The organism is Embleya sp. NBC_00888, assembly GCF_045207655.1.
Classification (GTDB): domain Bacteria; phylum Actinomycetota; class Actinomycetes; order Streptomycetales; family Streptomycetaceae; genus Embleya.
In genome coordinates this window covers 2,283,894-2,309,631 of the sequence record NZ_CP108785.1, presented here as the reverse complement: position 1 = coordinate 2,309,631, position 25,738 = coordinate 2,283,894, and the positions used below count along the sequence as shown (strand labels likewise).

22 protein-coding genes are annotated in these 25,738 nt (G+C 72.0%); 4 read left to right on the top strand and 18 right to left on the bottom strand.

Going from position 1 to position 25,738, the window contains the following annotated elements; genetic code table 11:
• Window positions 1–73 precede the first annotated feature (73 nt).
• From OG948_RS44425 to OG948_RS44400, 6 genes are all read right to left on the bottom strand, one after another.
• Window positions 74–847 (bottom strand): copper homeostasis protein CutC, encoded by a 774-nt coding sequence (locus OG948_RS44425; protein WP_331770685.1) that lies wholly within the window; start codon window positions 845–847, stop codon window positions 74–76.
• 125 nt (window positions 848–972) lie between these two features.
• Window positions 973–1,941: an asparaginase gene (locus tag OG948_RS44420; RefSeq protein WP_331770684.1), complete on the bottom strand. Its 969-nt coding sequence runs from the start codon at window positions 1,939–1,941 to the stop codon at window positions 973–975.
• A gap of 116 nt (window positions 1,942–2,057) precedes the next feature.
• Window positions 2,058–2,921, bottom strand: a complete 864-nt coding sequence (locus OG948_RS44415; RefSeq protein WP_331770683.1) for an amino acid ABC transporter permease — start codon at window positions 2,919–2,921, stop codon at window positions 2,058–2,060.
• Window positions 2,918–3,562 (bottom strand): amino acid ABC transporter permease, encoded by a 645-nt coding sequence (locus tag OG948_RS44410; RefSeq protein ID WP_331770682.1) that lies wholly within the window; start codon window positions 3,560–3,562, stop codon window positions 2,918–2,920. The genes OG948_RS44415 and OG948_RS44410 overlap by 4 nt, the downstream gene beginning before the upstream one ends.
• Window positions 3,563–3,740: 178 nt before the next feature.
• Window positions 3,741–4,706, bottom strand: a complete 966-nt coding sequence (locus tag OG948_RS44405; RefSeq protein WP_331770681.1) for a glutamate ABC transporter substrate-binding protein — start codon at window positions 4,704–4,706, stop codon at window positions 3,741–3,743.
• A gap of 182 nt (window positions 4,707–4,888) precedes the next feature.
• Window positions 4,889–5,656: an amino acid ABC transporter ATP-binding protein gene (locus OG948_RS44400; RefSeq protein WP_331770680.1), complete on the bottom strand. Its 768-nt coding sequence runs from the start codon at window positions 5,654–5,656 to the stop codon at window positions 4,889–4,891.
• 148 nt (window positions 5,657–5,804) lie between these two features.
• Between OG948_RS44400 and OG948_RS44395 the strand changes: the two genes are divergently transcribed.
• Both OG948_RS44395 and OG948_RS44390 read left to right on the top strand, forming a co-directional pair.
• Window positions 5,805–6,959 carry an ROK family protein gene (locus OG948_RS44395; RefSeq protein WP_331770679.1) on the top strand — a complete coding sequence of 385 codons (1,155 nt, stop codon included), beginning with the start codon at window positions 5,805–5,807 and terminating at the stop codon, window positions 6,957–6,959.
• A 122-nt stretch (window positions 6,960–7,081) separates the two neighbouring features.
• Window positions 7,082–7,738: an isochorismatase family cysteine hydrolase gene (locus tag OG948_RS44390; protein ID WP_331770678.1), complete on the top strand. Its 657-nt coding sequence runs from the start codon at window positions 7,082–7,084 to the stop codon at window positions 7,736–7,738.
• Window positions 7,739–7,748: 10 nt separating this feature from the next.
• On the opposite strand, the gene OG948_RS44385 is transcribed toward OG948_RS44390, so the two are convergent.
• From OG948_RS44385 to dnaE, 3 genes are all read right to left on the bottom strand, one after another.
• Window positions 7,749–8,258 carry a hypothetical protein gene (locus tag OG948_RS44385; RefSeq protein WP_331770677.1) on the bottom strand — a complete coding sequence of 170 codons (510 nt, stop codon included), beginning with the start codon at window positions 8,256–8,258 and terminating at the stop codon, window positions 7,749–7,751.
• A gap of 94 nt (window positions 8,259–8,352) precedes the next feature.
• A complete protein-coding gene (locus tag OG948_RS44380; RefSeq protein WP_331770676.1) occupies window positions 8,353–9,141 on the bottom strand; it encodes a metalloregulator ArsR/SmtB family transcription factor in 789 nt (262 codons plus the stop codon).
• A 78-nt stretch (window positions 9,142–9,219) separates the two neighbouring features.
• Window positions 9,220–12,816, bottom strand: coding sequence for a DNA polymerase III subunit alpha (dnaE, locus tag OG948_RS44375; RefSeq protein WP_331770675.1), 3,597 nt, complete (start codon window positions 12,814–12,816; stop codon window positions 9,220–9,222).
• Window positions 12,817–12,965: 149 nt separating this feature from the next.
• Here dnaE and OG948_RS44370 point away from each other — a divergent pair, with 149 nt between their 5' ends.
• Window positions 12,966–13,955, top strand: coding sequence for a LysR family transcriptional regulator (locus OG948_RS44370; protein WP_331770674.1), 990 nt, complete (start codon window positions 12,966–12,968; stop codon window positions 13,953–13,955).
• Between the two features lie 136 nt (window positions 13,956–14,091).
• On the opposite strand, the gene OG948_RS44365 is transcribed toward OG948_RS44370, so the two are convergent.
• A complete protein-coding gene (locus OG948_RS44365; protein ID WP_406300607.1) occupies window positions 14,092–14,670 on the bottom strand; it encodes a TetR/AcrR family transcriptional regulator in 579 nt (192 codons plus the stop codon).
• 264 nt (window positions 14,671–14,934) lie between these two features.
• Between OG948_RS44365 and OG948_RS44360 the strand changes: the two genes are divergently transcribed.
• Complete coding sequence (locus OG948_RS44360; protein WP_331770673.1) at window positions 14,935–15,522, top strand: response regulator transcription factor; 588 nt, start codon at window positions 14,935–14,937, stop codon at window positions 15,520–15,522.
• 258 nt (window positions 15,523–15,780) lie between these two features.
• Here the strand turns inward: OG948_RS44360 and OG948_RS44355 are convergent, their stop codons facing one another.
• The 8 genes from OG948_RS44355 to OG948_RS44320 all read right to left on the bottom strand — a co-directional run bounded on the left by OG948_RS44355 (window position 15,781) and on the right by OG948_RS44320 (window position 25,717).
• Entirely contained in the window at window positions 15,781–17,505 is a 1,725-nt protein-coding gene (locus OG948_RS44355) for an ABC transporter ATP-binding protein (RefSeq protein WP_331770672.1), read from the bottom strand.
• Window positions 17,502–19,310 carry an ABC transporter ATP-binding protein gene (locus OG948_RS44350; protein WP_331770671.1) on the bottom strand — a complete coding sequence of 603 codons (1,809 nt, stop codon included), beginning with the start codon at window positions 19,308–19,310 and terminating at the stop codon, window positions 17,502–17,504. Before OG948_RS44350 ends, OG948_RS44355 begins: the two co-directional genes overlap by 4 nt.
• 123 nt (window positions 19,311–19,433) lie before the next feature.
• Window positions 19,434–19,568 (bottom strand): SapB/AmfS family lanthipeptide, encoded by a 135-nt coding sequence (locus OG948_RS44345; protein WP_331770670.1) that lies wholly within the window; start codon window positions 19,566–19,568, stop codon window positions 19,434–19,436.
• A 97-nt stretch (window positions 19,569–19,665) separates the two neighbouring features.
• Window positions 19,666–22,278: a class III lanthionine synthetase LanKC gene (gene lanKC, locus OG948_RS44340; protein WP_331770669.1), complete on the bottom strand. Its 2,613-nt coding sequence runs from the start codon at window positions 22,276–22,278 to the stop codon at window positions 19,666–19,668.
• Window positions 22,279–22,753: 475 nt separating this feature from the next.
• Window positions 22,754–23,623 (bottom strand): biotin-dependent carboxyltransferase family protein, encoded by an 870-nt coding sequence (locus OG948_RS44335; protein ID WP_331770668.1) that lies wholly within the window; start codon window positions 23,621–23,623, stop codon window positions 22,754–22,756.
• Window positions 23,620–24,237 carry a carboxyltransferase domain-containing protein gene (locus OG948_RS44330; RefSeq protein WP_331770667.1) on the bottom strand — a complete coding sequence of 206 codons (618 nt, stop codon included), beginning with the start codon at window positions 24,235–24,237 and terminating at the stop codon, window positions 23,620–23,622. Before OG948_RS44330 ends, OG948_RS44335 begins: the two co-directional genes overlap by 4 nt.
• Window positions 24,234–24,998, bottom strand: a complete 765-nt coding sequence (locus tag OG948_RS44325) for a LamB/YcsF family protein (protein WP_406300606.1) — start codon at window positions 24,996–24,998, stop codon at window positions 24,234–24,236. Before OG948_RS44325 ends, OG948_RS44330 begins: the two co-directional genes overlap by 4 nt.
• Window positions 24,995–25,717: a GntR family transcriptional regulator gene (locus tag OG948_RS44320; RefSeq protein WP_331770666.1), complete on the bottom strand. Its 723-nt coding sequence runs from the start codon at window positions 25,715–25,717 to the stop codon at window positions 24,995–24,997. Before OG948_RS44320 ends, OG948_RS44325 begins: the two co-directional genes overlap by 4 nt.
• Between the last annotated feature and the right edge of the window lie 21 nt (window positions 25,718–25,738).

Below are 25,738 nucleotides of genomic sequence, written 5' to 3'. Positions count from 1 at the left end.
CCGCACCACAAACTCATCGGTGCCCGGCCGACGAATCTCCCGAATTTCCCGACCCGGTCGACGGGGCCGTCGATCAGCGCTTGCGAGCGGCCTCGACCACGTCGCGGATCCCGTCCGCCGAGGTCACCCGGCGGGAGTATTCCGGTTGGCGCAGTGCACCGCCCATGTACGGGTAAGGGTTGCGGTGGGTCGCCGTGCTCTCCAGCACCGCACCCGCCGCGAAGTGCACCTCGCGCGCGCCGGTGGCGGCCAGGACGCGGTCGATGTTGCGGGCGGTGATCCCGCCGCCCGGCATGATCACGATCCGGCCCGCGGCCTGTTCGACCAGACTGGCGATCAGCGGCGCCCCTTCGAGCACGCTGCTGTCCTGACCGGAGGTGAGCACCCGGTCGACGCCGAGCTCGATCAACTCCTCCAGCGCGGCGTGCGGGTCGCGGGCCATGTCGAAGGCGCGGTGGAAGGTGACCGAACGGTCGCCGGCGGCGGCCATCAGCTCTTCGATCGCCGGCCGGTCCAACTCGCCGTCCGGGGTCAGCGCGCCGATCACCACCCCGTGCGCACCGGCCGCCCGGATCGCCTCGACGTCCCGGCGCATCGCGGCGACCTCGTACTCGTCGTAGACGAAGTCGCCGCCGCGCGGACGCACGATGACATGGACCCGGATGGCCTCGACGGCGGCCAGGGTGGTCTCGATCAGGCCGAGGCTCGGCGTGATGCCACCCTCGAACAGGTCCGCGCACAACTCGACGCGGTGCGCGCCCACGCGCTCGGCGGCGAGCGCGCCGGGAACGTCGTCGATGCAGATCTCATAGGTCAGGGCGGGGGTGGGACCGGCGGTGACGATCATGTCGTGAGTCTCCTGGAGGACAACGGGAGTACGGGGAAGCCAGCGGATGTACGGGAGAGCTTGGGGCGGGCCGGCCCCGGACGGCCCGGCGAGGCGACCGCGTCGGGAGGCCCGCCGGGCAGGGCCTAGTTCGGGAGGTCGGCCGTCACCCGGACCTCGCCGACCGGCAGACCGCCGCCGAGCACCGGGACGGAAGCCCACTCGCGCGCCGCCTCCGTGTCCACGCCCAGCGCGCGCAGTGCCGCCAGGGCGAGGGCGGTGGTGGCCCGCGGGCTGCCGTCGATCACCTTGACCGCGACCGCGTGCCCGGCCGTCGTCGCGGCCACGAACACGCCCTCGGCGCCGCCCTTGACCAGCGTGCCGGGCAGCAGCCGCATCACCTCGGTGTTGGCCTGCCCGTCCCCGCCCACGAATTCCGGGTGCGCACGCATCGCCTCGGCGATCGTACGCTCGGGCCCGCTCGTCGCCACGGCCAACGCGCGCACGCCTCGGGCCAGTCCGGTCAGCGTCATCGCGAACACCGGTGCGCCGCAGCCGTCCACGGCGGTGTGCGCGACCGGTTCGTCGGCCAGTTCCTCGATGCCCTCGCGGACCAGCAGCTGCAGCGGGTGCGCCGGATCGAGGTAGCCGTCGGTGGGCCAACCGGCCGCGACACACGCGGCCAGCATCGCGGCGTGTTTGCCGGAGCAGTTCATCCGCTCGCGCGAGTCACCCTCGCCGCGCCCGATCATCGCCCGGTACGCCGCCTCGTCCTCCGGGCGGCTCGGCGGACACCGCAGCGCGTCCGCGGTCAGGCCGGCCGCCGTCAGGATCTCGTGCACCGCGTGGACGTGGAAGTCCTGCCCGGTGTGGCTGCCCGCCGCGATCGCCACGTGCGCCCCGTGCAACGGCGCGCCCGCGCGCAGGCAGGCCAGCGCCTGGAACGGTTTGGCCGAAGAGCGCGGGATCACCGGGTCGTTCGGGTCGCCCACCTCGATCGCGGGCCGCCCGTCCGGGGCCAGCGCGACCAGACTGCCGAAGTGCCGGCTCTCCACGAAGCCGGAGCGGACCACCTCGGCCAACTCGGCGTAACGCGGGCTGGGTTCGGGGCGCACGGTGTCCTCCTGGCGGATCGGGTCCTGCGGGGCCTGCGACCGAGTGGCCGCCGGTGACGGAGGTGTCGCGGGTGTTCGAGGGCTCGTCGTCGCGGCGGTCACCATCGGCACGGTCGTCACAGCCGCGCGTCCGAGCCCGCACGAGCGCGCACCAGCGTGCGCAGGCTCCGGCGACCTGCCGGTCGGAAGCCCTGCCGGGCCTCCAGCGTGCGGGCCAGCTTGGACAGCGACGCGTTGAGCACGATGTAGACGAGCGCGATGATGATGTAGGTCTGGATCAACAACCGGTTGTAACTGGCCAACACTCGCCCGCTGTAAAGCAGTTCGGAGTAGCTGACGATGAAGCCGAGCGAGGTGTCCTTGAGCAGGCCGACCGACTGGCTGACCAGGGACGGCAACAACCGGCGTACGGCCTGCGGCAGCACGATCAGCCGCATCGTCTGTGTGTCGGTCAGCCCGACGGCCAGGCCCGCCTCGCGTTGACCCCGGTCCAGGGACAGGATCCCGGCCCGGAAGATCTCCGCGAAGATCGCCGCCGCGGACACCGACAGCGGCAGCACGAGCTTCCAGAACAGCGGCAAATCCACGCCGTAGTGCGGCAACCCGAACAGGACGAGGTACACCAGCAGCAGCACCGGAACCGTGCGCATCACCTCGATGTACACGGTGGCCGGCCACCGCAGCGCGCGCCGCCGGGACAGCCGGCCCAGGGCCAGCACGATGCCACCGGCCACGGACAGCGCGGTGGCGACGGCCGCGGCGCGCAGCGTGGCCCACAGGCCCTCCAGGAGATACCGCCACATCGGCCACGTGGTGTACGGCCGCCACTTGTCCGCGTCGAGCTGACCGTGGTCGGCGAACCGCCGTACGGCCAGGGCCAACAGCGCGGCCACCGCGACGGCGACCACGATGCCGGCGATCCGCATCCGGCGGCGCGCGATCGGGCCGGGCTCGTCGAACAGCACTCGGGACGCGCTCATCGCACGATCGCCACCTTCCGCTCGATGACGCCGGTGAGCAGACCCGCCGCGGCGCAGATGACCATGTAGCCCAGGCCCGCACCCACGAACACCGGGATGGGCTGGGCCTCCAGCAGGTTGACCCGGTTGGCGGCGGAGGTCAGCTCGACCACGCCGACCGCCGCCGCCAACGAGGTGTTCATGGTCAGCGCGATGAAGATGTTGCCGATCGGCTGGACCACGCCGCGCAGCGCCTGCGGCAGGATCACCAGGCGCAGCGACTGGCCGAAGGTCAGTCCCAGCGCCCGCGCCGCCTCGGCCTGGCCGATGGACACGGTGTTGATCCCCGAGCGCACGGCCTCGGCGATGTAGGCCGCCTCGTAGAGCGCGATCACGATCACCGCGGTGGTGAACAGCGGGAAGATCACCCCGACTTCCGGCAGGCCGAAGACGAACAGGACGAGCAGGACCAGCAGCGGGGTGTTCTGGAAGGTCTCCACGTACACGGTGCCCACTCCGCGCAGGGCGGCGACGGGGGACACCCGCATGGCGGCCACCACGATGCCGATCACCAGGGCGCCGGCGAAGGACAACGCGGTGAGTTCGAGCGTGGTGGTGATGCCGTCGGTGAAGGCGGAGAGATGTCGCAGCACGACATCCATCGGCGATGGCCTTTCGGGAGAGGGCGGAGAGGTGGCGCGGGCGGGTCCCGCCGCGCGGGAAGACCGCTTCGGGGCGTCGGCCGGCGGCTTGGGGCCGGATGCCCGGGCCGGCAGGGGACCCGGCCCGGGGCGGCCCGGGTCGGGAGGGCGTGGCGTGCCGCCCTCCCGACCCGGGGGATCAGGAGCCGGGGACGCCGCCGATCGCGGGCGGCGTCGGCGGGTTGCCCTCGACGACCGTGCCGAGGGTCTGCTTCCAGACCGTCTGCCACGCGCCGTTCTGGCCGATCTTGCGCAGCCAGTCGTTGACGAACGTCTTGAACGCGGCGTCGTCGTGCTTGAGCCCGATGCCGTACGGGTCGGCCGTGAACGGCTCGCCCACCACCGTGGTGTCGGGGTTCTGCTTCACGTCCGCGACCAGGAGCGCCTGGTCCTGGACGTACGCGTCGCCGCGGCCCTGGCGCAGCGCCGTGACGCACTCGGGGTCGCTGCCGAAGGTGACCACCTTCGCGTCCGGCGCGACCTGCTTGATCGCGGCGATCGCGGGGGTGTTGGCGCCGGCGATCACGGTCTTGCCGTTCAGGTCGGCGGGCAGCTTGATGCCGCCGGTGCCCTTCTTGACCAGGATGGCCTGGCCCGACGAGTAGTACGGGCCCGCGAACGCGACCTGTTCGGCCCGCTTGGGGGTGATCGTGTAGGTCTGGAAGACCACGTCGACGGTGCCGTTCTGGAGCAGCGCCTCACGGGTCTCGGTGGCCGAACTGACGATCTTCACCTCGGGCTTGCCGATGATGTACTTCGCCAGCAGCCGGCCCATCTCGGCGTCGAACCCGTCGGTCTTGCCGGATATCGGGTTGAGCTGCGACCACAGCGGGGCGTCCTGGGAGCCGCCGACGATCAGGTAGCCGCGCTCCTTGATCTTGGCCATCGTGGAGCCGGGCAGGATCGCGGTGTCCGGTGCGACGTCGGCCTGCTTGGCGACGTCCTCGCCGGCGGGCTTGGCGCCACCGGGGACGTCCGAGGAGGAGCCGCCGGAACAGGCGGCCAGCGCGGTCAGGGACAGTGCCGCGAGGACCGCCGGGGCGGCGGTGCGCAGGCGACGCGGGGACGCGGCGGTGCGCAGGCGACTCAGGGGGAAGCCGGACATCGGGGGGCCTTCCTTCGCAGGTGGGTGTGTGGGGACGAGGGCGTTCGGGGCCGGGGAGCGGAGCGGTGGCCCCGACGCTCGGCGGTGCGGTGCTGCGATGGGCCGGGGCCGGGGCCGGCCCGGTGACCCGGGACCCGGGGCCGCGGACGGCCCGGCGGGCGGTGGCGCGGAGGCCGGGTCGGTCAGTGGTTGAGCACCTTGGACAGGAAGTCCCGGGCGCGTTCGGTGATCGGGGTGGTGAAGAAGGTCTCCGGCGTGCCGACCTCGACGATTCGGCCGTCCGCCATGAAGACCACCCGGTCGGCGGCCCGGCGGGCGAAGCCCATCTCGTGCGTGACCACGACCATGGTCATCCCCTCGCGGGCCAGGTCGACCATCACGTCCAGGACCTCGTTGACCATCTCCGGGTCCAGTGCGCTGGTCGGCTCGTCGAACAACATCACCTTGGGTTGCATGGCCAACGCCCGGGCGATGGCCGCGCGCTGCTGCTGGCCGCCGGACAACTGCGCCGGGTAGTGGTCCGCCTTGTCGGCGATGCCCACCCGGTCCAACAGCGCCCGGGCCTGCCGGTCCGCGTCGCTCGCGGACAGGCCCTTGACCCGGGTCGGCCCGAGCGTGACGTTCTGCAGCACGGTCTTGTGCGCGAACAGGTTGAACTGTTGGAAGACCATGCCCACTTCGGTGCGCAGCCGGGCCAATGCCCGACCCTCGGCGGGCAGTTCCTCCCCGTCCAGGAGAACCACGCCCGAATCGACGTTTTCCAGCCGGTTCAGACAGCGGCACAGCGTCGACTTGCCCGCGCCGGAAGGGCCGATCAGCACGACCACCTCGCCGGCGGCGACGGTCAGGTCCACATCGGTCAGCACGCGGACCGCGCCGAACGACTTGTTGATGGCGCGCGCCTCGACCATGGGCGTCAGTACGGCGGAAGAAGGCGACGCGGACTTCATCAACGCTCCATCTTTGTTCGGAATCGAAGTTTCGTGTGACAGTAGAAGCGAAATTCGAAGGAAGTCAATGCCTTGCTGGTTATTACGGGGTGTGCTATTCCTGTCACTGCCGTACCGCAGCAGGTGTGCCTCGAACGGGAGTGGGACGTTGGCTGGAAGCGCGGGTGACCTGGTGCGACTGGTGGCCAAGGGGCACGGTCGATCCCGGGCGGAACTCGCCCGATTGAGCGGCATGGCCCCGTCGAGCGTCTCGCTGCGCGTGGAGGAACTCATCGACGCGGGCCTGCTGCGCGAGGACGGCGAGGGCGCCTCGCGGGGCGGCCGTCGTCCCCGGCAACTACGGCTGCACGAGAACGCGGGCGTGGTGGTGGCCGTCGACGTGGGTACCCACCACGTGCGGATGGCGGTGCTGGACCTGGCCGGCCGCGTGCTTCTGGAACACGAACTCCCGGGCGACATCGCCGAGGGTCCCGAGCGGGTGAGCGAACGCCTGCTGGAGCACATCCGGATGACGCTCCGTCAGGCGACGGTCGAGCGACTTCCGCTGCTCGGGGTCGGCATCGGCATGCCCGGCCCGGTCGACCCGGGGGCCGCCAAGGTGGTCGCACCGTCGCGGATGCCGGGCTGGAACGAGTACCCGATCGGCCGCCGGATGAGCGAACTGCTGGGCGTACGCGTGGTGGTGGAGAACGACGCCAATCTGATGGCGGTGGGCGAACACCGCTACGGCTGGCCGGACCGGGACAACCTGATGGCGGTCAAGGCCGGCACCGGGATCGGCTGCGGCATCATCGCGTCCGGAAAGCTGCATCGGGGGCGGGGCGCGGCCGGCGACATCAGCCACGTCCCGGTGCACGTTCCCGAGCCGGTCACCTGCTCGTGCGGCCACTCCGACTGCCTGGAGGCGCACGCGAGCGGCGCGGCGCTGCGGCGGACGCTGCGCGCGCAGGGGATCGAGGTCTCCTCGTCGCGGCAACTCGTCGAACTGGTCAACGACGGCGTTCCGGAGGTGACCACGCTGGTGCGCAACGCCGGCCGCCTGGCCGGTCAGGTGCTGACCCCGCTGGTGAACTTCTTCAACCCCGACGTGCTGGTCCTGGGCGGTGGCCTGTCGGCGGCCGAACCGTTCGTCGCCGCGGTCCGCGGAGCCATCTACGAACGCTGCCTGCCGCTGGCCACCCGCGACCTGGAGATCGCCACCGCCGTCACCGGCCGAGACGCGTGCATGTTGGGCGCCGGAGCACTGGTCCTGGACGAGGTACTGGCCAGCGAATGGGTGGACGACACCCTCTCCGCCCGCTGACCCGCCGCGACCGGCTCGCGCGAATGGATCTTTGCAACCCGGTGGTATAGAGCTATCGTGGCGTACGTCAAGTTCACGCCATATCGCGGCGCGGTGAGAACCGTGTTCGAGGAGGTCCCGCCATGGGTTACCGGGTGAGTGCCATCGATCCGGCGCGTACCGCGCTGATCGTCGTCGACGTCCAGCACGACTTCATCTCCCCCGGCGCGCCCATGGAGTCGCCCGCGGGTCGCGCCATGCTGCCCACCCTCGTCGGACTGCTCGACGCCTGTCGCCGAGCCGGGATCCTGGTCGTGTACACCGCGCACGTGCACCGTGCGGACGGCTCCGACCTGGGACGTTACGGGGACCTGTATCCGCCGATCGCCTCGGGCGCCGCGCTCGTCGACGGCTCGCCCGGCAGCGAGATCCATCCCGATGTCGCGCCCGTGGAGGGCGAGATCGTGGTCAAGAAGCACCGCTACAGCGGTTTCCACGGCACCGATCTCGACATGTTGCTGCGCGGTCGGGGCATCACCACCGTGGCGGTCACCGGCGTGACCACCGAGGACTGTGTGCACGCCACCGCGCGCGACGCCATGTTCCGCGACTACTGGACCGTGGTGGTCGCCGACGCCTGCGCCACCTACGACCACCCCGACCTGGGCTGGGGTGCGATGTCCGCCGAGGAGGTCCACCGCACCGCCCTGGTGGTCCTGGCCCAGTCCACCGCCGACGTGGTCACCGCCGAGGAGTTCCTCGCACGGGTACGGGAGCCCGCGGTCGATCGGGAACGGTAGGGCGCCGGGCTCAGGCGCCGCCCTCCGTCCCGGCCCGCGCCGGCAACAGGGCCAGGAGTTGCCGGGTGTGGCCCGGCAGTTCCACTGCCGCGAGGCCGGCCAGCAGGTCGCGCAGCGGTACCGGCCCATCGACCAGCGCCGCGTCGTGGGACACGAGCACCGTGGGCATCGGCGTGTCGAGTTCGGCCTCGCTCAACGTCGGTCCGCTCAGTGCGCACAGGGCTTCGCCCTGGATGCGGATGCGTTCTCGGATCCCGGTATTGCCCCCGGCGAGCGTGAAGACGCGGTCGAGAGTCCAGGGGTCGTGCGCCAGTCGGTTGTCGTACGTCGCGATCGCTCCGGTGGCGACGCAGGAGACGGCCGTGACGGCGCCGGCGCCGACGATGGCGATGTGCGCGAGGATCCGGTCCGCGTTCCACTCGCCGGTCGGCGGGACCGGGCTCGGGTCGCCGGAGTCGGCCACCGTGGCGGCGGCGTCCAGCAACGCACGGTAGGCGTCCCGAAGCGGGGTGGTGTCCATCGTGTCCTCATTCTCTTGCGATCCTGCGCGGAAGGGGGAGCGCCGGCCGGGAACGGCGGGAACGAGCGCGGGAGGGGCGGCGACGCCCGCCCGCTCAGTCGTGCGCGGGGGACATCTCCCACGGCGCCTGCGGAAGGACCTCGCCGGTCTCCAGCAGGGACTTGAGGTTGGCCAGCACGGCCGGCCACCCCCGCGAAATGCCGCCGAGCATCGCCAGGTTGGGGAGGTTCTCGTGGGTCACGGTGAGCCGGACGATGTCGTGGTGCGGTTCGACGAGGAAGGTGACCACGGACGGCTCCCTGGGCGCCTCGGCGTCGGGGGTGTCCTCGAAGGTGACGACCAGGCGCGTCGGGGGCTCGGTCTCCAGCACGCGACCGACGACGTCGACGGCACCCGACCCGTCGACGCGTCGGTGCTCCCAACCCGAGCCCGGCTGCCAGTCCGAGACGTTGGCGTGTCCCCAATAGCGGGCCGTCAGGTCCGCGTCGGTCAGGGCCCGCCACACCTGCTCCGCGCTCGCGCGGATGTAGGTGACGTAGACGTAGGTCGGCACGGATGCGGATTCGTCGGTCATGGCGTACTCCTCTGCCTGATTCCTGATGGCACTGATCGTTTGTAGGCGCGGCTTGTCGAACCCCGAGATCCAGCGCTCCTCGATCTCGTGGATCGGCCCGGGATTGAGGTAGTGCAGCCGTTCCCGTCCGCGCCGCACGACGGTCACGAGGTTGGCCCGCTGGAGGATGTCCAGATGTTGCGTCGCCGACTGGCGCGCCATGTCCAGGCGCTCGCACAGCTCGCGCAGCGTCTGCCCGTTGTGCTCGTGCAGGCGGTCGAGCAGGAGTCGCCGGGTGGGGTCGGCCAGCGCCTTGAAAACCGAGTCCATCGCTCTCCCTTCCAGGCTCACGCTCAATTATGCAGGTAAATGCCTGCCTATTGTCAACGACCGCCGCCACGCTCCGCCTCAGGCGCTGCCCACCCATGCCTCGGCTCCGAAGGTCGCCTTCACCTCGGAGGCGATGCCCGCCGCGTGCACCGTGGCCGCCAGGGCGTACACGGTGGTCTTGTGCACGCCGCGCACGGTGAGGTGGACCGGGCTGTCGCCCGGATGGGCGGCGAGGATGCGCTTCAGCTCGGCCACCGCGTGCTCGGTGACCCGGTGCTCGGGCAGCGCGAGCCGCACGGGAGGTCGCCCGCCGTGCTCGGCGGAGGACACGTCCAGCACCGTCACCTCCCGGCCGAAGACGTTCACGGTCCCCTCCCGGTCCTCGACCTTGCCCTTGACCGAGACGACGTGGTCCTCGACCAGCGCGTGCTGCACGAGTCGGTAGGCGGCCGGGAAGAACAGGACCTCGACGGTCGCGTCCCGGTCCGCGAGGTTCACGATGGCCCACGCGTTGCCCTGTCTGGTCATCTTGAGCTGAACACCGGTGATCAGCCCGGACAGCCGTACCTCCCCGGTGGTGCGCTCGGAGGCGAGCAGTTCGGCGATCGAGCAGTCCCGCGCGCCGGAGAGGATGTGTTCGGCGCCGTCGAGTGGGTGGGCGGAGACGTACAGGCCCAACATCTCGCGTTCGCCGGCCAGCAGTTGCCTGCGCGGCCACTCCGCGTCGTCGACGGGGAAGTCGAGGCCGAAGGCCGGTCCCGTGCTCGCGTCCCCTCCCGGATCGGCGAAGAGATCCTCCTGCCCGAACCCGGCCGCGCGCTTGACCGGGATGATCGCGTCGATCGCCTCCTCGTGGACGGCGGTCAGGCCCTTGCGCGAGTGACCCAGCGAATCGAAGGTGCCGGCCTTGATCAGCGATTCCACGGCCCGCTTGTTGAGCGCGGGCAGGTCGGCCTTGGCCAGGAAGTCGGCGAACGAGGCGAACTTCCCCTTCCGCCGGCGCGCGTCGACCACGGCCTCGATGACGTTGTCGCCCACGTTGCGCACGGAGCGCAGCCCGAACCGCACGTCGTCGCCGACGGCGGTGAACTCCGCGACGGACTCGTTGACATCGGGTTGCAGGACGCGGACGCCGTTCTTGCGGGCGTCGGCGAGGTAGACCGCCGCCTTGTCCTTGTCGTCGCCGACGGAGGTGAGCAGCGCGGCCATGTACTCGGCCGGGTGGTTGGCCTTGAGGTAGGCGGTCCAGTACGAGACGAGACCGTAGCCGGCGGTGTGCGACTTGTTGAACGCGTACCCGGAGAACGGCAGCATGACGTCCCACAGCGCCTTGATCGCCTCCTCGCCGAAGCCGTTGGCCCGCATCCCGTCGTGGAACCTGTCCCACTCCGCGGCCAGCACCTCCGGCTTCTTCTTGCCCATCGCGCGCCGCAGCAGGTCGGCGCCGCCGAGTGTGTAGCCGGCCAACTCCCGGGCGATGGCCATGATCTGCTCCTGGTAGACGAGCAGATGGAAGGTGTTCCCCAGGATCGGCTCCAGCGCCTCGCGCAGTTCGGGATGGATCGGGGTGATCGCCTGGCGACCGGTCTTGCGATGCGCGTAGTTGGTGTGCGCGTTCGCCGCCATCGGGCCGGGCCGGTACAGGGCGTTGACCGCCGCGATGTCCTCGAACCGGGTGGGTTCCATCTGCCTGAGCAGCACGCGCATGCCGCCGCCGTCGAGCTGGAAGACCCCGAACGTGTTGCCCTCCGCGAGCAGCCGGTACGTCCTGGCGTCGTCCAACGGGATCACGACGGTCGCGGGGTCACCGTCCATCGGGTCCACGGTGGCCAGCGCGATGCCCCGGTTCTCCCGGACGTTCTCGATGGCCTGGTCGATCACGCCCAGGTTCCGCAGTCCCAGGAAGTCCATCTTGATCAGCCCCATCGCCTCGCACGAGGGGTAGTCGAACCCGGTGATCCGCACACCGTCCGAGGCGCGCATGTGCAGCGGGATGCGGTCGGTGAGCCGGGTCTTGGACAGGATCACCGCGGCGGCGTGCACTCCGGTGCCGCGGATCAGGCCCTCCACCCCGCGGGCGGTGTCGATCACCCGGCGCACGTCCTGCTCCTCCTCGTACATCCGCCGCAGCTCGCCGGCCTCGGCGTACCGCTCGTGCGCCGCGTCGAAGACGGCGGCCAGCGGGGCGGACTTGCCGTTGTTGTCCGGCGGGAGCGCCTTGGTGATGCGCTCGCCGTGCGCGTACGGATAGCCCAGGATGCGCGAGGAGTCCTTGATCGCGTTCTTGGCCTTGATCCGGCCGAACGTGTTCACCATGGCGGTGTACTCGTCGCCGTACTTCTCGGTGACGTAGCGCACCATGCGGTCGCGCCGGCGGTCGTCGAAGTCGAGGTCCACGTCGGGCGGGTTGATCCGCTCGGGGTTGAGGAACCGCTCGAACAGCAGACCGTGTTCCAGCGGGCACAGTTCGGTGATGCGCGTGGCATAGGCCACGATCGAGCCGGTGGCCGAGCCGCGTCCGGGGCCGAGCGGGATCCGGTTCTCCCGGGCGTACCGGCAGATGTCCGCCACGACCAGGAAGTACGAGCTGAAGCCCATCGGGCCGATGACCGACATCTCGGTCTCGAAGCGGTCCAGCACATGCTCGGGGACGGGGTCGCCGTAGCGAAGGCTCAGGCCCGCCAGGACCTCCTTGCGCAGCCACGACTCCTGGCTCTCGCCCGCGGGCACGTCCGGGAAGTGCGGCATCTCGTCGACGTAGTCGAAGACGTCCTCGTAGGACTCGACGCGCTCGGCGATCAGCAGGGTGTTGTCGCAGGCCTGGGGCAGCTCCGCGAACAGGGCACGCATCTGGGCGGCGGTCTTGAGGTAGTAGCCGGAGCCGTCGAAGCGGAATCGCCGGGGATCGTCCTTGTTCTTGCCGACACCGATGCACAGCAGACTGTCGTGCGCGTCGGCCCGGTCCTCGGTGACGTAGTGCGCGTCGTTGGTGGCCAGGAGCGGAAGGCCCAACTCCCGGGCCAGGCGCAGCAGGCCGTCGCGGACATCGCGCTCGATGGCCAGGCCGTGGTCCATCAACTCCAGGAAGTAGTTCTCCCGGCCGAAGATCTCCCGGTAGGCCGCGGCGGCGGCCTTCGCCTCGTCGTACTGGTTCAGCCGCAGTCGGGTCTGGACCTCGCCGGACGGACAGCCGGTGGTGGCGATGATGCCGTCCGGCCGTTCGGCGATCAACTCCCGGTCCATCCGCGGCTTGCCGGCCGGGAACTGGCCCTGATAGCCGGCCTGGGTGCTGAGCCGGAACAGATTGCGCAGGCCCTGGACGTCGCGCGCCCACATGGTCATGTGCGTGAACCGGCCGCCACCGGAGACGTCCTTGGCACCCTCGCCGTCGCTGCCCACGGCGCGTCGGCCGCCCGGCCCCCAGAACTCCTGCTTCCGGGAGAACCGCGAGGACGGCGCCACGTACGCCTCGATGCCGATGATCGGTTTGACACCTTCGAAGCCCTTCGCGACCTGCGCGAACTCGTAGGCACCGAACATGTTGCCGTGGTCGCTCATGGCGATCGCGGGCATCCGCTGCCGGGCCACCTCGCCGAACATCGGCTCCAGCTTCTGTGCGCCGTCCAGCATCGAGTACTCGGTGTGGTTGTGCAGGTGGACGAAGGAATCGGGCATGCGTGAGTCATCTCCGAGGGCAAGGGGCGGGCGCCATCCGCGAAACCGAGCGTTGACCGGAGACATCCAATCGAGCATTGCGTAGGGGGATCAAACAACCATCTCACCCACTGCCTACAACCCTTGGTTGTGTCCCTAGGATGTGCGGCGTGGACCCCATCGCCGTACGCACCTTCGTCGCCGCCGTGGACGCGGGGCAGTTCCGGACCGCCGCCGCCGTGCTGTCGATCACCCAGCAGGCCGTCTCCAAGCGCATCGCCGCGCTGGAGCGGGACCTCGGGGTGCAGTTGTTCGTGCGCACCGCGCGCGGGGCCCGATTGACCATCGACGGCCAGGTGTTCCTGCCGCACGCGCGCGCCCTGCTCCTGGCCGAGGAGCGGGCCGCGGCCTCCGTACGTCCGGGCCGGCGCATGTTGCGGGTGGACGTGGTCGGCCGACGGGCCGCGCCGGCCGGTCTGCTGCGCGGCTTCCACCGCGCGCACCCGGACATCGGGCTCGACGTGGTGACCCTGTTCGGTGCCGACGCGGCCGTCGACGCCGTGCGATCCGGTGCCATCGACGCGACCTTCCGCGCGGTCACCATGCCCGGGCGACAACTGCCGGACGGTGTCGAGGCCACCCCGGTCCTGGACGAGCCGCTTCGGCTGTTCACCGGACCCGACCACGAGTTCGCCACGATGGCGGTGGTCGAACTCGGCCGGCTCGCCGGGCACCGAATCTGGATGCCGAGCAACACCCGCGGCACCGAGTGGGCCGCCTACTACGACGAACTCGCCGCCGCGTTCGGGTTCACCATCGACACGGTCGGCCCCGACTTCGGCCTCGAGGCGCTGCTCGACACGATCGCCGACTCCACGACCCTGGCCACCTTCCTCAGCGAGCGCACGCCGCTGGTCTGGCCCGTCGGGCACGATCTGCGGCTCATCCCGCTGCGCGATCCGATCCCGGTCTACCCGCACTCGTTGGTCCGGCGCGCCGACAACCCGCACCCCGCGCTGAGCACGCTCCGCGAGTACCTCGCCGGCCTGGAACCCGAACGCCTCGACTCCGAGGTCTGGACACCGACCTGGGCCCGGCGCCGCAGCCGGGCGCGCGCCGGCCGGACGGCGGCAGCGGCGGCCGTGCCGCCGGCCCGGTGAGGCACGTGCGCGGGGCCGGCATCCAGCCGTCGTCCCCGCCCGGACCTGCGGGTCGACCCGTACGGTCGCGCCGACCGGGTCCCGCGGGCGCCGATCGTGGCCGGTGGGCACCGGCCGGTCGATCTCCCGGTCGGGGTCAGCGTTCGAGCCGGCTCAGTTCCGTCTCGATCGCTTCGGTGAGGAGGTCTCGGGCGTGCGATATCGGGAGGATCCCGGCCAGCCAGCGGCCGCTGAGGCCTTCGAGGAGGGCGGTCAGGCGCTCGGCGGCGGCTCGGGCCGCCCGCGGGGGCGCGCTCGGGACGGCCTCGGCGATCAGGTCGCCGATCTCGACCGACCACTCCGCGGTCGCGTTCGCCAGGTCGCTCCGGAGGGATTCGTCGAACACGGCGCTGGCGCACAGTTCGTTCCACGCGGTGCTGTTCTCCCGGACGATCGGGTCGTCCTGCAACTCCAGCAGCAGCCGGTGGGTCAGCTCGGCGCGCGCCGGCATCGGTGCCGCGCCCGGCTCCCGCTCGGTCGTGTACCGGTCGGCGCGGTCGTTGATGAAGCCCAGGGTGGCCCGCAGGACTCCCGTACGGTCCTTGAAGTGGTAGTAGATCAGACCCGTCGAAACGCCGGCTTCGGCCGCCAACTCCTCGACGCGCAGCCCTCGTACCCCCCGGCGCGCGATGACGCGGGCGGCGGCTTCCATGATCGTGATGCGACGGTCGGACACAAATCGACACCCTAGCGCCTGTCCCCATTGCCCTCGTCCGACCCTCGCCGGCACACCGGGAGGCGCCGGTCATGATCGCCACCGCGTCACGATCGAGACCGGCCGCGAGCGGTCGTGGTCGGACAGGAAACGCGAGCCGTACAGCAAACTGTCGCCCAAACGAATCAACCGGTTACCGGGTGTCGTGTGTGCCGTGGGGCGGGGTAGCTATCGAGATGCTCGACGGGCAACCACGGGACGTCGATGTCGACTGGGGGGGCGAACATGATCCGGGTTCTATTGGTGCACGACACGGAGCTGATCCGTTCGGCGCTCACCGCGCTGCTCGATCGGGAGGAGGACATCGAAGTGGAGGCGGAGAGTTGGGACGGCGCCGCTCGACGGGCGCGATCCCAACATCCGCATGTGTGCGTGGTGGACGTGGACTGTCCGGGAGCCTCGCTGTTACCGATGCGGCCGGTCGACCCGGACTGCGCGCTGCTGGTCCTGGCCACCACCGCCCGGCCCGGCAGTCTGTGCCGGGCGGCCGAGGCCATGGCCCTCGGCTTCGTGGACAAGGACGCCCAACCACCGCAACTACCACGTGCGATAAGACTGGTGGCCGCTGGTCGGCGCTACGTGGACGGCTCGCTCGCGCTCGACCTGCTGCGGGCCGCGACCGCCCCGCTGACCCCGCGCGAGCTGCGCGTACTCTCCCTTGCCGCCGAAGGGGCCTCGGCCCCGGAGATCGCCCGCAACTTGCGGCTGAGTATCGGCACGGTGCGCAACTACATGTCCGCGATCACCCGAAAGACGGGTGCGCGCAACCGGATCGACGCGATCCGGATCTCACAGGACGCGGGCTGGGTGTAGACCGGCCCGGTCGGATTCGGGCGCCGCGCCGGAGCCCGGGTTCGACCGCACTCGGCGTGCGGGTACCCGCATGGTCGCCCCGCCGAGACCGCGATCCGGATGCTGTTCCCCTCGGATCCGTTCGACTCGGATCCGTTCCCCGCAGGGCCGTTCCCCTCGGACGCGTTCCGCCGGGATCCGCCGTGTCCGGATTCGCCGCATTCGGATTCACCGACTTCGGATCCGCCGCATCGGACGCGTCTTGGATTCGTTTCCCGCTCAGATGCGTTCGGCATGCCAGTGTCCGACCAGATCGCGGTAGAGCGGGGAGCGGTCCAGGAGTTCGCGATGGGTGCCGCACACCGCGTGTGCGCCGTCCAGGACCAGGACACGATCGGCGCGGCGGGCCGACGTGATCCGGTGGGCCACCACGATCAGCGTCCCGGGCCGGGCGGCGAAGGCCCGCTCGGCCCGCTCCTCGGCGATCGGGTCCAGATGACAGGTCGCCTCGTCCAACAACACCAGCGGGGCCGGCGACAGATGCGCCCGGCCCAGCGCGATCAACTGGCGCTCGCCCTGGGACAGCGACGCGGGGTCGACGAGCGCGTCCAGGCCGCCCAGTCGACGAACCAGCGGAAGCAGACCGACCGCTTCCGCCGAGGCGGTCAGCGCCGCGTCCTCGGCGCCGTCCGGGCACAGGTACAGCAGGTTCTCCCGCACGCTGCCGGTGAACACGTACGCCTGCTGCGGGATGAGTACCCGCAACCGGGACGGATCGCCGCCGACCGGACGTACCGAGCGACCCCGGACGAGCACCTCGCCCCGGTCCGGGGCCAGCAGGGCGGCGACCAGCGCGACCAGCGTCGACTTGCCGATCCCGCTCGGGCCGACCACCACGACGTGTTCGCCGGGCTCGATGCTCAGATCGAGGTCGCGCAGGACCGGCTGCGCGTTCGGTCCGTAGGCGAAGGTCACCCCGCGCAGCTCCACCCGGGGCGGCCCACCCGCGTCCGGGACCGCCCGCGCGGCCCGCGCCGGGGGGTGCGCGGGGGGCTCGGTGAGCCGGTCGAGCACCACCAGGAGCCGGGTGCCGGCCGCGCCGAGCGCGTTCATCAAGGTGTGCAGGGCGGGCAACAACGACTGGGTCAGGTAGGTCAGCGCGCCGAGCAGGGCCCCGGCGGTCAGTCCTCGGCCCAGCAACCACGGGGTGCCGATCAGCAACAACACCACCGGAAGTTGCCCGGCCACCGCCAGGGCCAGGGCCCGGGCGGCGGCCCAGCGGGCGAGCGAGCGCGCCGCCCGGGCCTCGGCCTCGATCAGGGTGTGGGTCCGGGCCGCGACCGGCTCGCGAGCGCCCGCCGCGAGCACGTCGCGCAGGCCCTCCGCGACCTCGCCGAGGCGCGTCGACAGTGCCTCGTCGGCGTCCAGGAAGGTGCGTTGCCGGGCCGCCATCGGCACCAGCGTGGCCACGAAGAGCAGCAGACCGAGCACCAGTGGCGGGCCCACCACGAGCAGCAACTCCGGTGCCAGCGCGGCCAGTCCGAACAGCGCGCCGAGCGCGGTGAAGACGAACGAACGGGCCACCAGGACCAGTCCGGCGAAGCTGTCCCGGGCGATCTCGGTCTGGTTGGTCAACCGCGACACCACCGCACTGTCCGAGCCGCGGGAGGGCGCCGCGATCGCATCGCCCAGCGCCCGCGCCGCCACGCGCCGCACCAGACCGTCGCGCAACGGCTCGACCAGATCCGCCAGACCGCGAAAGATCCCACCCGTGGCCAGGCCGCCGAGCACGATCGCCGCCGCCGCGACCGCCAGCCAGGCCAGGCCGAGCCCGGTCTTCCCGGCCAGGAACCCCCGATCGACGGCCATCGCCACGCCGTAACCGACCAGGAACGTCTGCGCCGCCTCCAGCAGCGACCAGGCCGCGAGCCGGGCCACCACCAGCCGCCGTCGGCTCACGAATCGCCGGGCCAGGGCCCACACGCGAGAGCGTTCGCCCCTCATGCGCGGTCCCCGTCGGGCCCGGTCGGGTCGGCCCGTTCGCCGGAAGTCGGCCCCACCGCAGCCGGATTCGCCGCAGCCGGATTCGCGAACACCGCCCGGTAGTCCGGGTCCTCCCACAACAGTTCGTGCGTCCCGATCGCCCGCACCCGGCCGTCGGCCAACCACACGACCCGGTCGGCCCGGGCGGCCGAGGAGGCCCGGTGGGCGACCAGCAGCCGGGTGCCCGCGCGCACGTCTCGGACCAGCGCCCGGCCGACCCGCAGTTCGGTGACGCTGTCCAGACTGGACGTGGCGTCGTCCAGCACGAGCAGTCGGCCGGCGTGCGCGAACGCCCGTGCCAGACCCAGGCGTTGCAGCTCGCCGCCGGACAGTGGCGCGGTGCCCAGGGGCTCCGCGTATCCGGCCGGCAACAACCGGATGAAGGTGTCGGCCCCGGCTGCCTCGGCGGCGGCCTCGATCTCGGCGGCGGATGGTGCGTACGGCCCGAAGCCGATGCCCTCGCCGATCGTGTCGCCGAACAGCGCCGGTCGCTCGAACGCGTAGCCGACCTCCCGGCGCAGCAGCTCCGGTTCGACCTCGGTCAGCGGCACCCCGTCCAGCAGCACCGTGCCCGCGTCCGCGTCGGTCAGCCGTCCGGCAACCGCGGCGAGCACGGACTTGCCCGCTCCGGAGTGGCCGACCACGGCCATCGTGCTCCCACCGGGCACGACCAGGTCGACGCCGCGCAGCACCGGTGTCCCGCCGCGGACGACGGTGACCCCGCGCAGTTCCAACCGTCCCGAGCCCTCCGGCGGCAGGTCGCGGTCGCCGGAGCGCAGCGCGGGTACGGCGAGCAGTTCGGCGATCCGGCCGGCGGCGGCGCGGCTGCGCACGAGCGAGTCGAGGGCGCCGACGGCGGCGCCCAGACCGGCGGCGAGCACCGCGTAGCGCGACGCGGCGAGCAACTCGCCGACACTCAACTCGCCCTGGGCCAACCGCACTCCGCCCATGGCGAGAACCGCCATGGTGAGCAGCGGCACCAGCACGCCGGCGCCGGCCATGGCGCGCCCGTAGACCTGCCACATCCGCCGCCCCTGTGCGCTCAGTTCGGGCAGCGGGGCCAGGATTCGGTCGAGTTCGCGCCGTGAGCTGCCGGCGGCGGCGACCGAGCGGGCGCCGCCGAGGGTCTCGACCAGTCGGGTGGCGATCTCGGCCTGCACGCGCTGATAGTGCGACACGCTGTCCGAGGAGCCGCGGACGAAGACCCGCAACAACCAGAGCAGCAGCGGTACACCGGCCAGGAACACCGCCAGCAGGCGCAGGTCGATCAGCGCGAGCGCGACCAGTCCGCCGAGCGGCACGCACAGTGCGGCCAGTCCGTTCGCCGCGGTGGTGGGCGCGGTGCTCGCCTCGGCGACGTTGCCGGTCAGCCGGGTGACCAGGTCGCCGGGTGTGCAGCGGGCGGCGGCGCGATGGGGGGCCAGGGTCAGCAGATGGTCGACGCCCCGGCGGCGCAACCAGGCGGCGGTGCGCGCCCCGGTGACCCCGCCGAGCAGGGTCTCCAGGGTGTCGAAGACGACCCCGGCGACGATCAGAAGCACGCACAGGGTGACCGCGCCGCGCTGCCCGGGGGCGTCGTCGAGCAGCAGGTCGAGGGTGTGCCCGAGGACGGCGGGCAGGGCGATCGCGACGCCGGCGGAGCCCGCGCCGCAGACGAACCCGGCCGAGGTGCGGCCCGCGCTGTGCCGCAGCGCGCCGGCCAGGAGCCGCCCGGTACCGGGGTACGCGGGCGCCGCGGGGTCGGGGGTCCGGCGCGAGTCGGCCATGCTGGTGCGGTTCCTCGCCTTCGGGACAGGGGTACGGCATGGGCAGGTCCCGGGCGGAATGCCGCCGCCCGGGACCGCGGTGCCCTCGTCACCTCGGGGTGCTCACCCCTGGGTGCGGGTGCGTCAGTGGCAGGTGATCAGGCTCAGGCTGCTGTTGCCGCAGAGCAGGACGCTGAGGTAGCTGCCGCCACCGCCGCCACCGCCGCCGTTCAGCTCAACCTCTTCGGTCTCCATCGTCTGCAGGTCGAGAAGTGCCATGGTGTCGTTTCCCTTCGGTTGTCGTACTCGATGGTTCGAGATGGTGCGCCGGCCCCGTGCGGGGCCGGTCTTGCCTCGATCCCGCAAGGGATCGGGTTCAGGGCCGCCGGGTCGGCGGCGGGAGGAAGGGCAGGTGCACGGGTCGGTCGTGCAGCGCGCTGCCCAACGCGAGCAGGCAACCGGCGGTGCCGGTGCTCAGGTCCATCGACAACCGCATCATCTGCTCGCCGGCGAAGGCCAGTTGCCCCCGATAGGGGAGCGCCCCCCAGGCCAGCGAGTCGATCTGGCGGCGGATGTCGGCCGGTTCGATGCCGGGTTCTTCGGTGGTGGTGCGGCTCAGGTGCAGGACCATGCCCGCCGCGCCGCGGAACAGTCCGGGCTGGGCGTAGAACCTGGCCTGCGCGGCCCGGACGATCTCGCCTCGGGCGGCCTCGAACTCGGCGTCGGCACGATGCGCGAGGTAGTCGTCGAGCACCATGCCGATGCCGACGCTGCCGGCCCCGAGGTAGGGCATCGTCCGTCGACCCTCGTCGACCTGGAGGGTACCGCCGACGGCGATCACACAGCGGGCCAGATCACGGCGCAGCGCCTCCGCGGCGGCGTCCAACAGAGAGGACTCACCGACGCGTTCGTACAGGCGCAGGTACAACAGCGCACTTCCGGTGGCGCCGTACAGGAGCCCGGCCCGGGTCGGCGCCGGTTCGCTGCGGGTCCGCTCGGCCAGCTCCTCGGCGCACGCGAACGCGTGGGCTTGCAGGGCGTGTTCGCCGGTGGAGGCAGCCAGCGCGTCGAGCGCCAGGCCCAAGCCCGCCAGGCCGCTGTGCAGGTCGCGGGCCAGGGTGCCTCGGTCCTGGGCGAGGATCAGATCGACCAGTTCCAGGGCCTGTTCGCGATGGCCGAGCCGGTCCAGCGTCCAGGCCACTCCGGCCAGGCCGTCGTAGAAGCCGATCGGGGTGCCGGACCGCGGGTTCTTGGCGGTGCGCAGCAGCCATTCCTCGCCTTCCGGACAGGCCGCGGCGCCGGTCTCGGCCAGCGCGTACAGCACCCCGGCCGCGCCGTGGCCGAAGCACGCGCCCCCGCCGGGAATGGCGAACTGCGCGATGTCGCCCGGGAAACATCGGTCCTCGCGGTCCGGGGTGGCCGACGCCCGGATCGCCCGCGCCATCGAATCGCGGCTCTCCGGCCAGTTCGCGGGAGTCACCGGAAGGTAGTCGTGCGTCGACCCCGTCCCGTGCGACACCGCCGGCACCGCGAGCCCGGCCGCGCCGGCGGGCCCGTCCGGGTGCCGGTCGCGCAGGATCTCCTCGAGCGCGGAGTCCAACCAACCCTCGGGGATCGGGAATTCCGCCATGGCGATCCGGACCAGGTGCCGGGCCTTGCCCCGATCCACGGTGAACAGGCTGGTCAGCGGCAGGAACAGGGCGATCCGCAGGCACGCGAGCGCGTACCGGTCCACATCCGTGCCGCGCCGGTCGGCGGGAGCCAGGAAACCGGGATTGGCGACCACTTGCCGGCGGGTCTCGTCGTCGACCGTGGCGGCCTCGAAGTCGAGCAGCGTCACCGAACTCTCGTCCTCGGACATCATGATGTTGAACAGGTGCAGGTCGTTGAACACCACACCGCGTGCGTGGATCTCCGCCACGGCGTTCTCGACCAGCCCGTACACCCGCATCGCCCACTGTGTGTACTCGGCGAGGCGCTCGGGCGAGGGATCCGTCTCGATCAGCGGGTGGCGGTGCGCGAAGAAGGTGTTCAGCGGGCTGCCCTGGACGAACTCCAGGACCAGGAAACGATGATCGCCGAGGGTGAACCAGTCGTGCACCTCGGGCGTGCACACGAGCCCGCTCAGTCGGCGCAGGGCGTCGCGTTCGCGCTCCAGGCGGGTGACCGCGTCCGCGCCGTCCGCGCCGAGTCCGGCGTACGGGCGGGCCTCCTTGAGCACGACCTGCTCGTCGGTGCGCAGGTCCCGGCCGATGTAGACGCCGCCGCCGTTGGAGAAGTGCAGCGCGCGCTCGATCCGGTAGGGGAGTTCACCGACGGTGGTCGCGGTACGGGCGGCCAGGTGCGGGGCCAGGAACGCGGGCAGGGTGAGCCACGAGGGTACGTGGAAGGTGGGTTCCCTGCGGTCCGGGACCAGAGTGCCGGTGTCGTCCTCGATCGCGGGGCACAACACGCCGTTCGCGTCGTGACACGTGCGATCGGCGAAGCTGCCGTAGCGCACGTACACCGGGCCCTCGCCCCAGCGCAGATCGCTGAGGATGTACGGCCCCGGCTCGCCGGCCAGCAGCGCGGCCAGGTCCGTCGCGACGTCCCGACACTGCTCGTCGTCGGCCGGGTAGACGGTGACGAACTTGCCGCTCCCGGCCCGATCGGCGTACTTGGCGTTGCGGGTGTGCAGCAGGTACGGACTCGGCATGCACTTGAAGGCGATGCCACGCGGGACGCAGTGGTCCCAGATCGCGGCGAGCACCCGGTCGGCGTTGTCCAGGCATGCCGACACGTGGATCTTCCACCCCTGGTCGGGCAACCGGCAGTCCACCGGACGGAACGCGAGCCAGTCGCCGGAGCGGTAGCGCAGCCAGCCGTCGGGGAGTTCACGACGGGCGGTCTCGTAGTGCGCCGCCGGGCCACCCTCGTCCGTGCGAAGGCGATGCGGCGCGTCGTAGAACTGCCGATCGGCGTCGCAGTAGGCCGCGTAGCCCTTGTTCATCGTGCTCCCTTCCCGGTGGCCGGGGTGCCGTGGGGAACACTGCCGGCGGGTGGGAGCGGCGGACAGTCGCAAACATCACGAATCACCGGTGAGGAACGAATGCCTCCGGCCGTGAGGAACTCACGTCGGCGGCGGTCGAGTTGCCGGTCACCTGCGGCGGGGTGCCGGACCGGCGCACCCGCGTCGTCGGTGCGCGGTGCGCGGTGCGCGGTGCGCGGTGCGCGGTGACGGTGACGGTGACGCGAGCGTGAGCGCCCGTGCCTCCGGCACGTGGTGACGGCGCTGTGAACGGGCGTCCGCGCCATCGGTGCGCGATGCCGGTGAACTGCACGGAAGCGCCCGTGTGGTCGGTGCGCGGTGCGCGCTCGCGGTGCGCGCTGACGGTGACGGTGACGGTGACGGTGACGGTGACGCGAGCGTGAGCGCCCGTGCCTCCGGCACGTGGTGACGGCGCTGTGAACGGGCGCCCGCGCCGTCAGCGCGCGGTGACGGTGAAGCGCACCGGAGTGCCCGGAACCGCCTGGGCGGCGTGGGCGAGGTACTCCTCGGGGACCACGCCGATCACCGGATAGCCGCCGGTGACGGGGTGATCGGCCAGGAAGAGCACCGGGCGCCCGTCCGGGGGCACCTGAACCGCGCCCAACACCATTCCCTCGCTGGGCAGTTCGTCGGTGCGTGCCCAGCTCAACGGGGGTCCCTCGGTGCGCAGCCCGATCCGGTTGCTCGCCGACGCCACCGCGTAGCGCGCGGCTCCGAGCGAGGTGAGGGCGCCGGGGGTGAACCAGTCCTGCCGGGGGCCCGGGATCAGCGGCAGCACCAGCTCGGTGGGCGGCCCCGGCCGCCGCGAGACGTCCGCGCCCGCCGGGGTGGGGCCGGACGGCTCGCCCAGCGCGAGCACGTCGCCGTCGGCGAGCGGCGCCGGTCCCAGGCCGGACAGCAGGTCGGTGGAGCGGCTGCCCAGGACCGGTTCGACCGCCACCCCGCCGGCGAAGGCCAGATACCCGCGCAGCCCGGCGGTCGCGGGGCCGACGTCAAGCACGGCGCCGGCCGGCACCCGGATCGCCGCGCCCCACGCGACCGGGCGGCCGTTTATCCGGACCGTGCAGGGTGCGCCGACCACCGCGGCCACGGTGGTCGTGCGCACCCGCACGGCGGTGCCGGTCAGCGTGGTCTCCAGGGTCGCCGCGTCGGGCGGATTGCCGACCAGATGGTTGGCGTGGCGGTGTGCGGGCTGGTCCAGGGCCCCCGAGCGCGGCACACCCAGGTGCGCGAACCCGTCCCGGCCCAGGTCCTGAACGGTGGTCAGGGCCCCGGCCCGGATCACCTCGACGGCGCGCGCGTTCATCGCTCCACCGCCACGAAACGCACCCGGACGCCGGGCGCGAACAACGCGGCGGGCTCCCGGGCGGCGTCCCACAACACCGCGTCGGTGCTGCCGATCAACTGCCAGCCGCCGGGCGACGAGCGCGGGTACACGCCCGCGTACTCGCCGGCCAGCGCCAGCGAACCGATCGGCACGGACGTGCGCGGGGTGGCCCGACGGGCCAGGTGGTAGCGCTCGGGCAGACCGGTCAGGTAGCCGAAACCGGGCGCGAAGCCGCAGAACGCGACGCGGAAGGTGATCCCGCCGACGATCTCGGGGACGCGTTCGACCGGCACCCGCCACAGGTCGGCCACCTCGGCCAGGTCGGGCCCGTCGTAGCGGACCGCGATCTCGATCCGGTCGCCCGCCTCGGCGGACAGCGGCGGGATCCGCCAGCCGGGCACGTCGGCGGCCAGCGCGGCGGGGTCCGCGAGCCCGTCGAGCAGCACGGTACGCGCGGCCGGGACGATCTCGCGCACCGCCGGCAGCCTGCCGGCGGCGCGTCGGCGAAGCAGTTCGGCGTGCAGCGCCTCGGCCCGGTCGGCCGTGTCCACCTCCAGGAGCAGCGCGTGTCGGCCCACCGGCAGGGCCCTCACGCGAACGGCTCCAGGGACACTCCGGCGGCAGACAGCGCGCGGCGGACCCGCAGCGCCAGCTCGGCCGCGCCCGGGGTGTCGCCGTGCAGGCACAACGACCGGGCCGAGACGGTGACCCGCTCTCCCGTGATGGCGACGACGGCGCCCTCACGCGCCATCGTCAACGAGCGGGACACGACCCGGTCGCCGTCCTGGACGACGGCACCGGGCTCCCCGCGCGGCACCAGGGTGCCCTGCGCGGTGTATGCGCGGTCCGCGAACGCCTCGGGTACGCAAGGCAGTCCGGCGGACTCGGCGGCTTCGAGCAGACGTGAGCCGGGCAGTCCCAGAACCGGCAGCGCGCCACCGGCCAGCAACACGCCGGCGACCACCGCGCCGGCCTGATCCCCATCCCACACCGTGCGGTTGTACAACGCGCCATGCGGCTTGACATAGGCCACGCGGGCCCCGGCGGCGCGCGCGAACACCTCCAACGCGCCGATCTGGTAAGCCACTTCGGCGGCCAGCTCGGCGGCCGGCACATCCATCGCGCGGCGGCCGAAACCGGCCAGGTCGCGGTAGGAGACCTGCGCGCCGATCCGCACGCCGCGTTCGGCGGCCAGTTCGCACACGCGGCGCATGGTGACCGGATCCCCGGCGTGGAAACCGCACGCGACGTTGGCGCTGGTCACCACGGACAGCAGCGCCTCGTCGTCGGTCAGCGTCCAGCGGCCGAAGCCCTCGCCCAGGTCGGCGTTGAGGTCGATCACGGTGTCACTCACGCGCCGTCCATTCGCATCGCCGCGCAGATCATCTCGCACGCGTCGTCCAGATACCGCTCCAGGACCACCGCCGCGCCGGGCGTGTCGCCGGCCGTGAGCAGGTCGACGATCTCCCGGTTGCGCCGCAGGAACGGCTCGTGCAGCGCGCGGGCCGAGGGCATGGCCAGGAAGGCCAGGCGCAGTTCGGCGATCAGTCGGGTCATGTACTCGTCCAGTCGCGGGCTGCCCGCGAGCGCGACCAGGGCCCGGTGGAAGCGCAGGTCGGCGGTGCCGACCTCGGGCCAGTCGCCGATCTCGGCCGCTGCCTCGCCGCCGGCGACCGCCGCGTGCAGCGTGGCGAGCCGTTCCGGGCCGGCCGAGGCGGCGGCTCGCAGGCCGGTGCCCTCCAGGGCCCGGCGGACCGCGTAGATGTCGGTCACATCGTCGGGGTCGAGCATCCGGACGAAGACGCCGCGATTCATCTCGTGGACGACCAGGCGGCCGTCCACGAGCGTGCGGAACGCCTCGCGCAACGTGTTGCGGGAGACGCCGAGGGCCGCGCCCAGGGCCTGTTCGGACAATCGGGTGCCGGGTGGCAGCGCGCCTTCGGCGATGCGATCCCGCAGCACCTCGGCGACGCGTTGTGCGGTGCCGGCGCGTCCGAGCAGGTCGCGATCGGCGGCAAGGCGTCCGAGCGTGTCGTCGGCCGACGACCGGGCGAGGTCGACGTCTTGGCCCATGTGGGGTCCCCCAGAATGCGA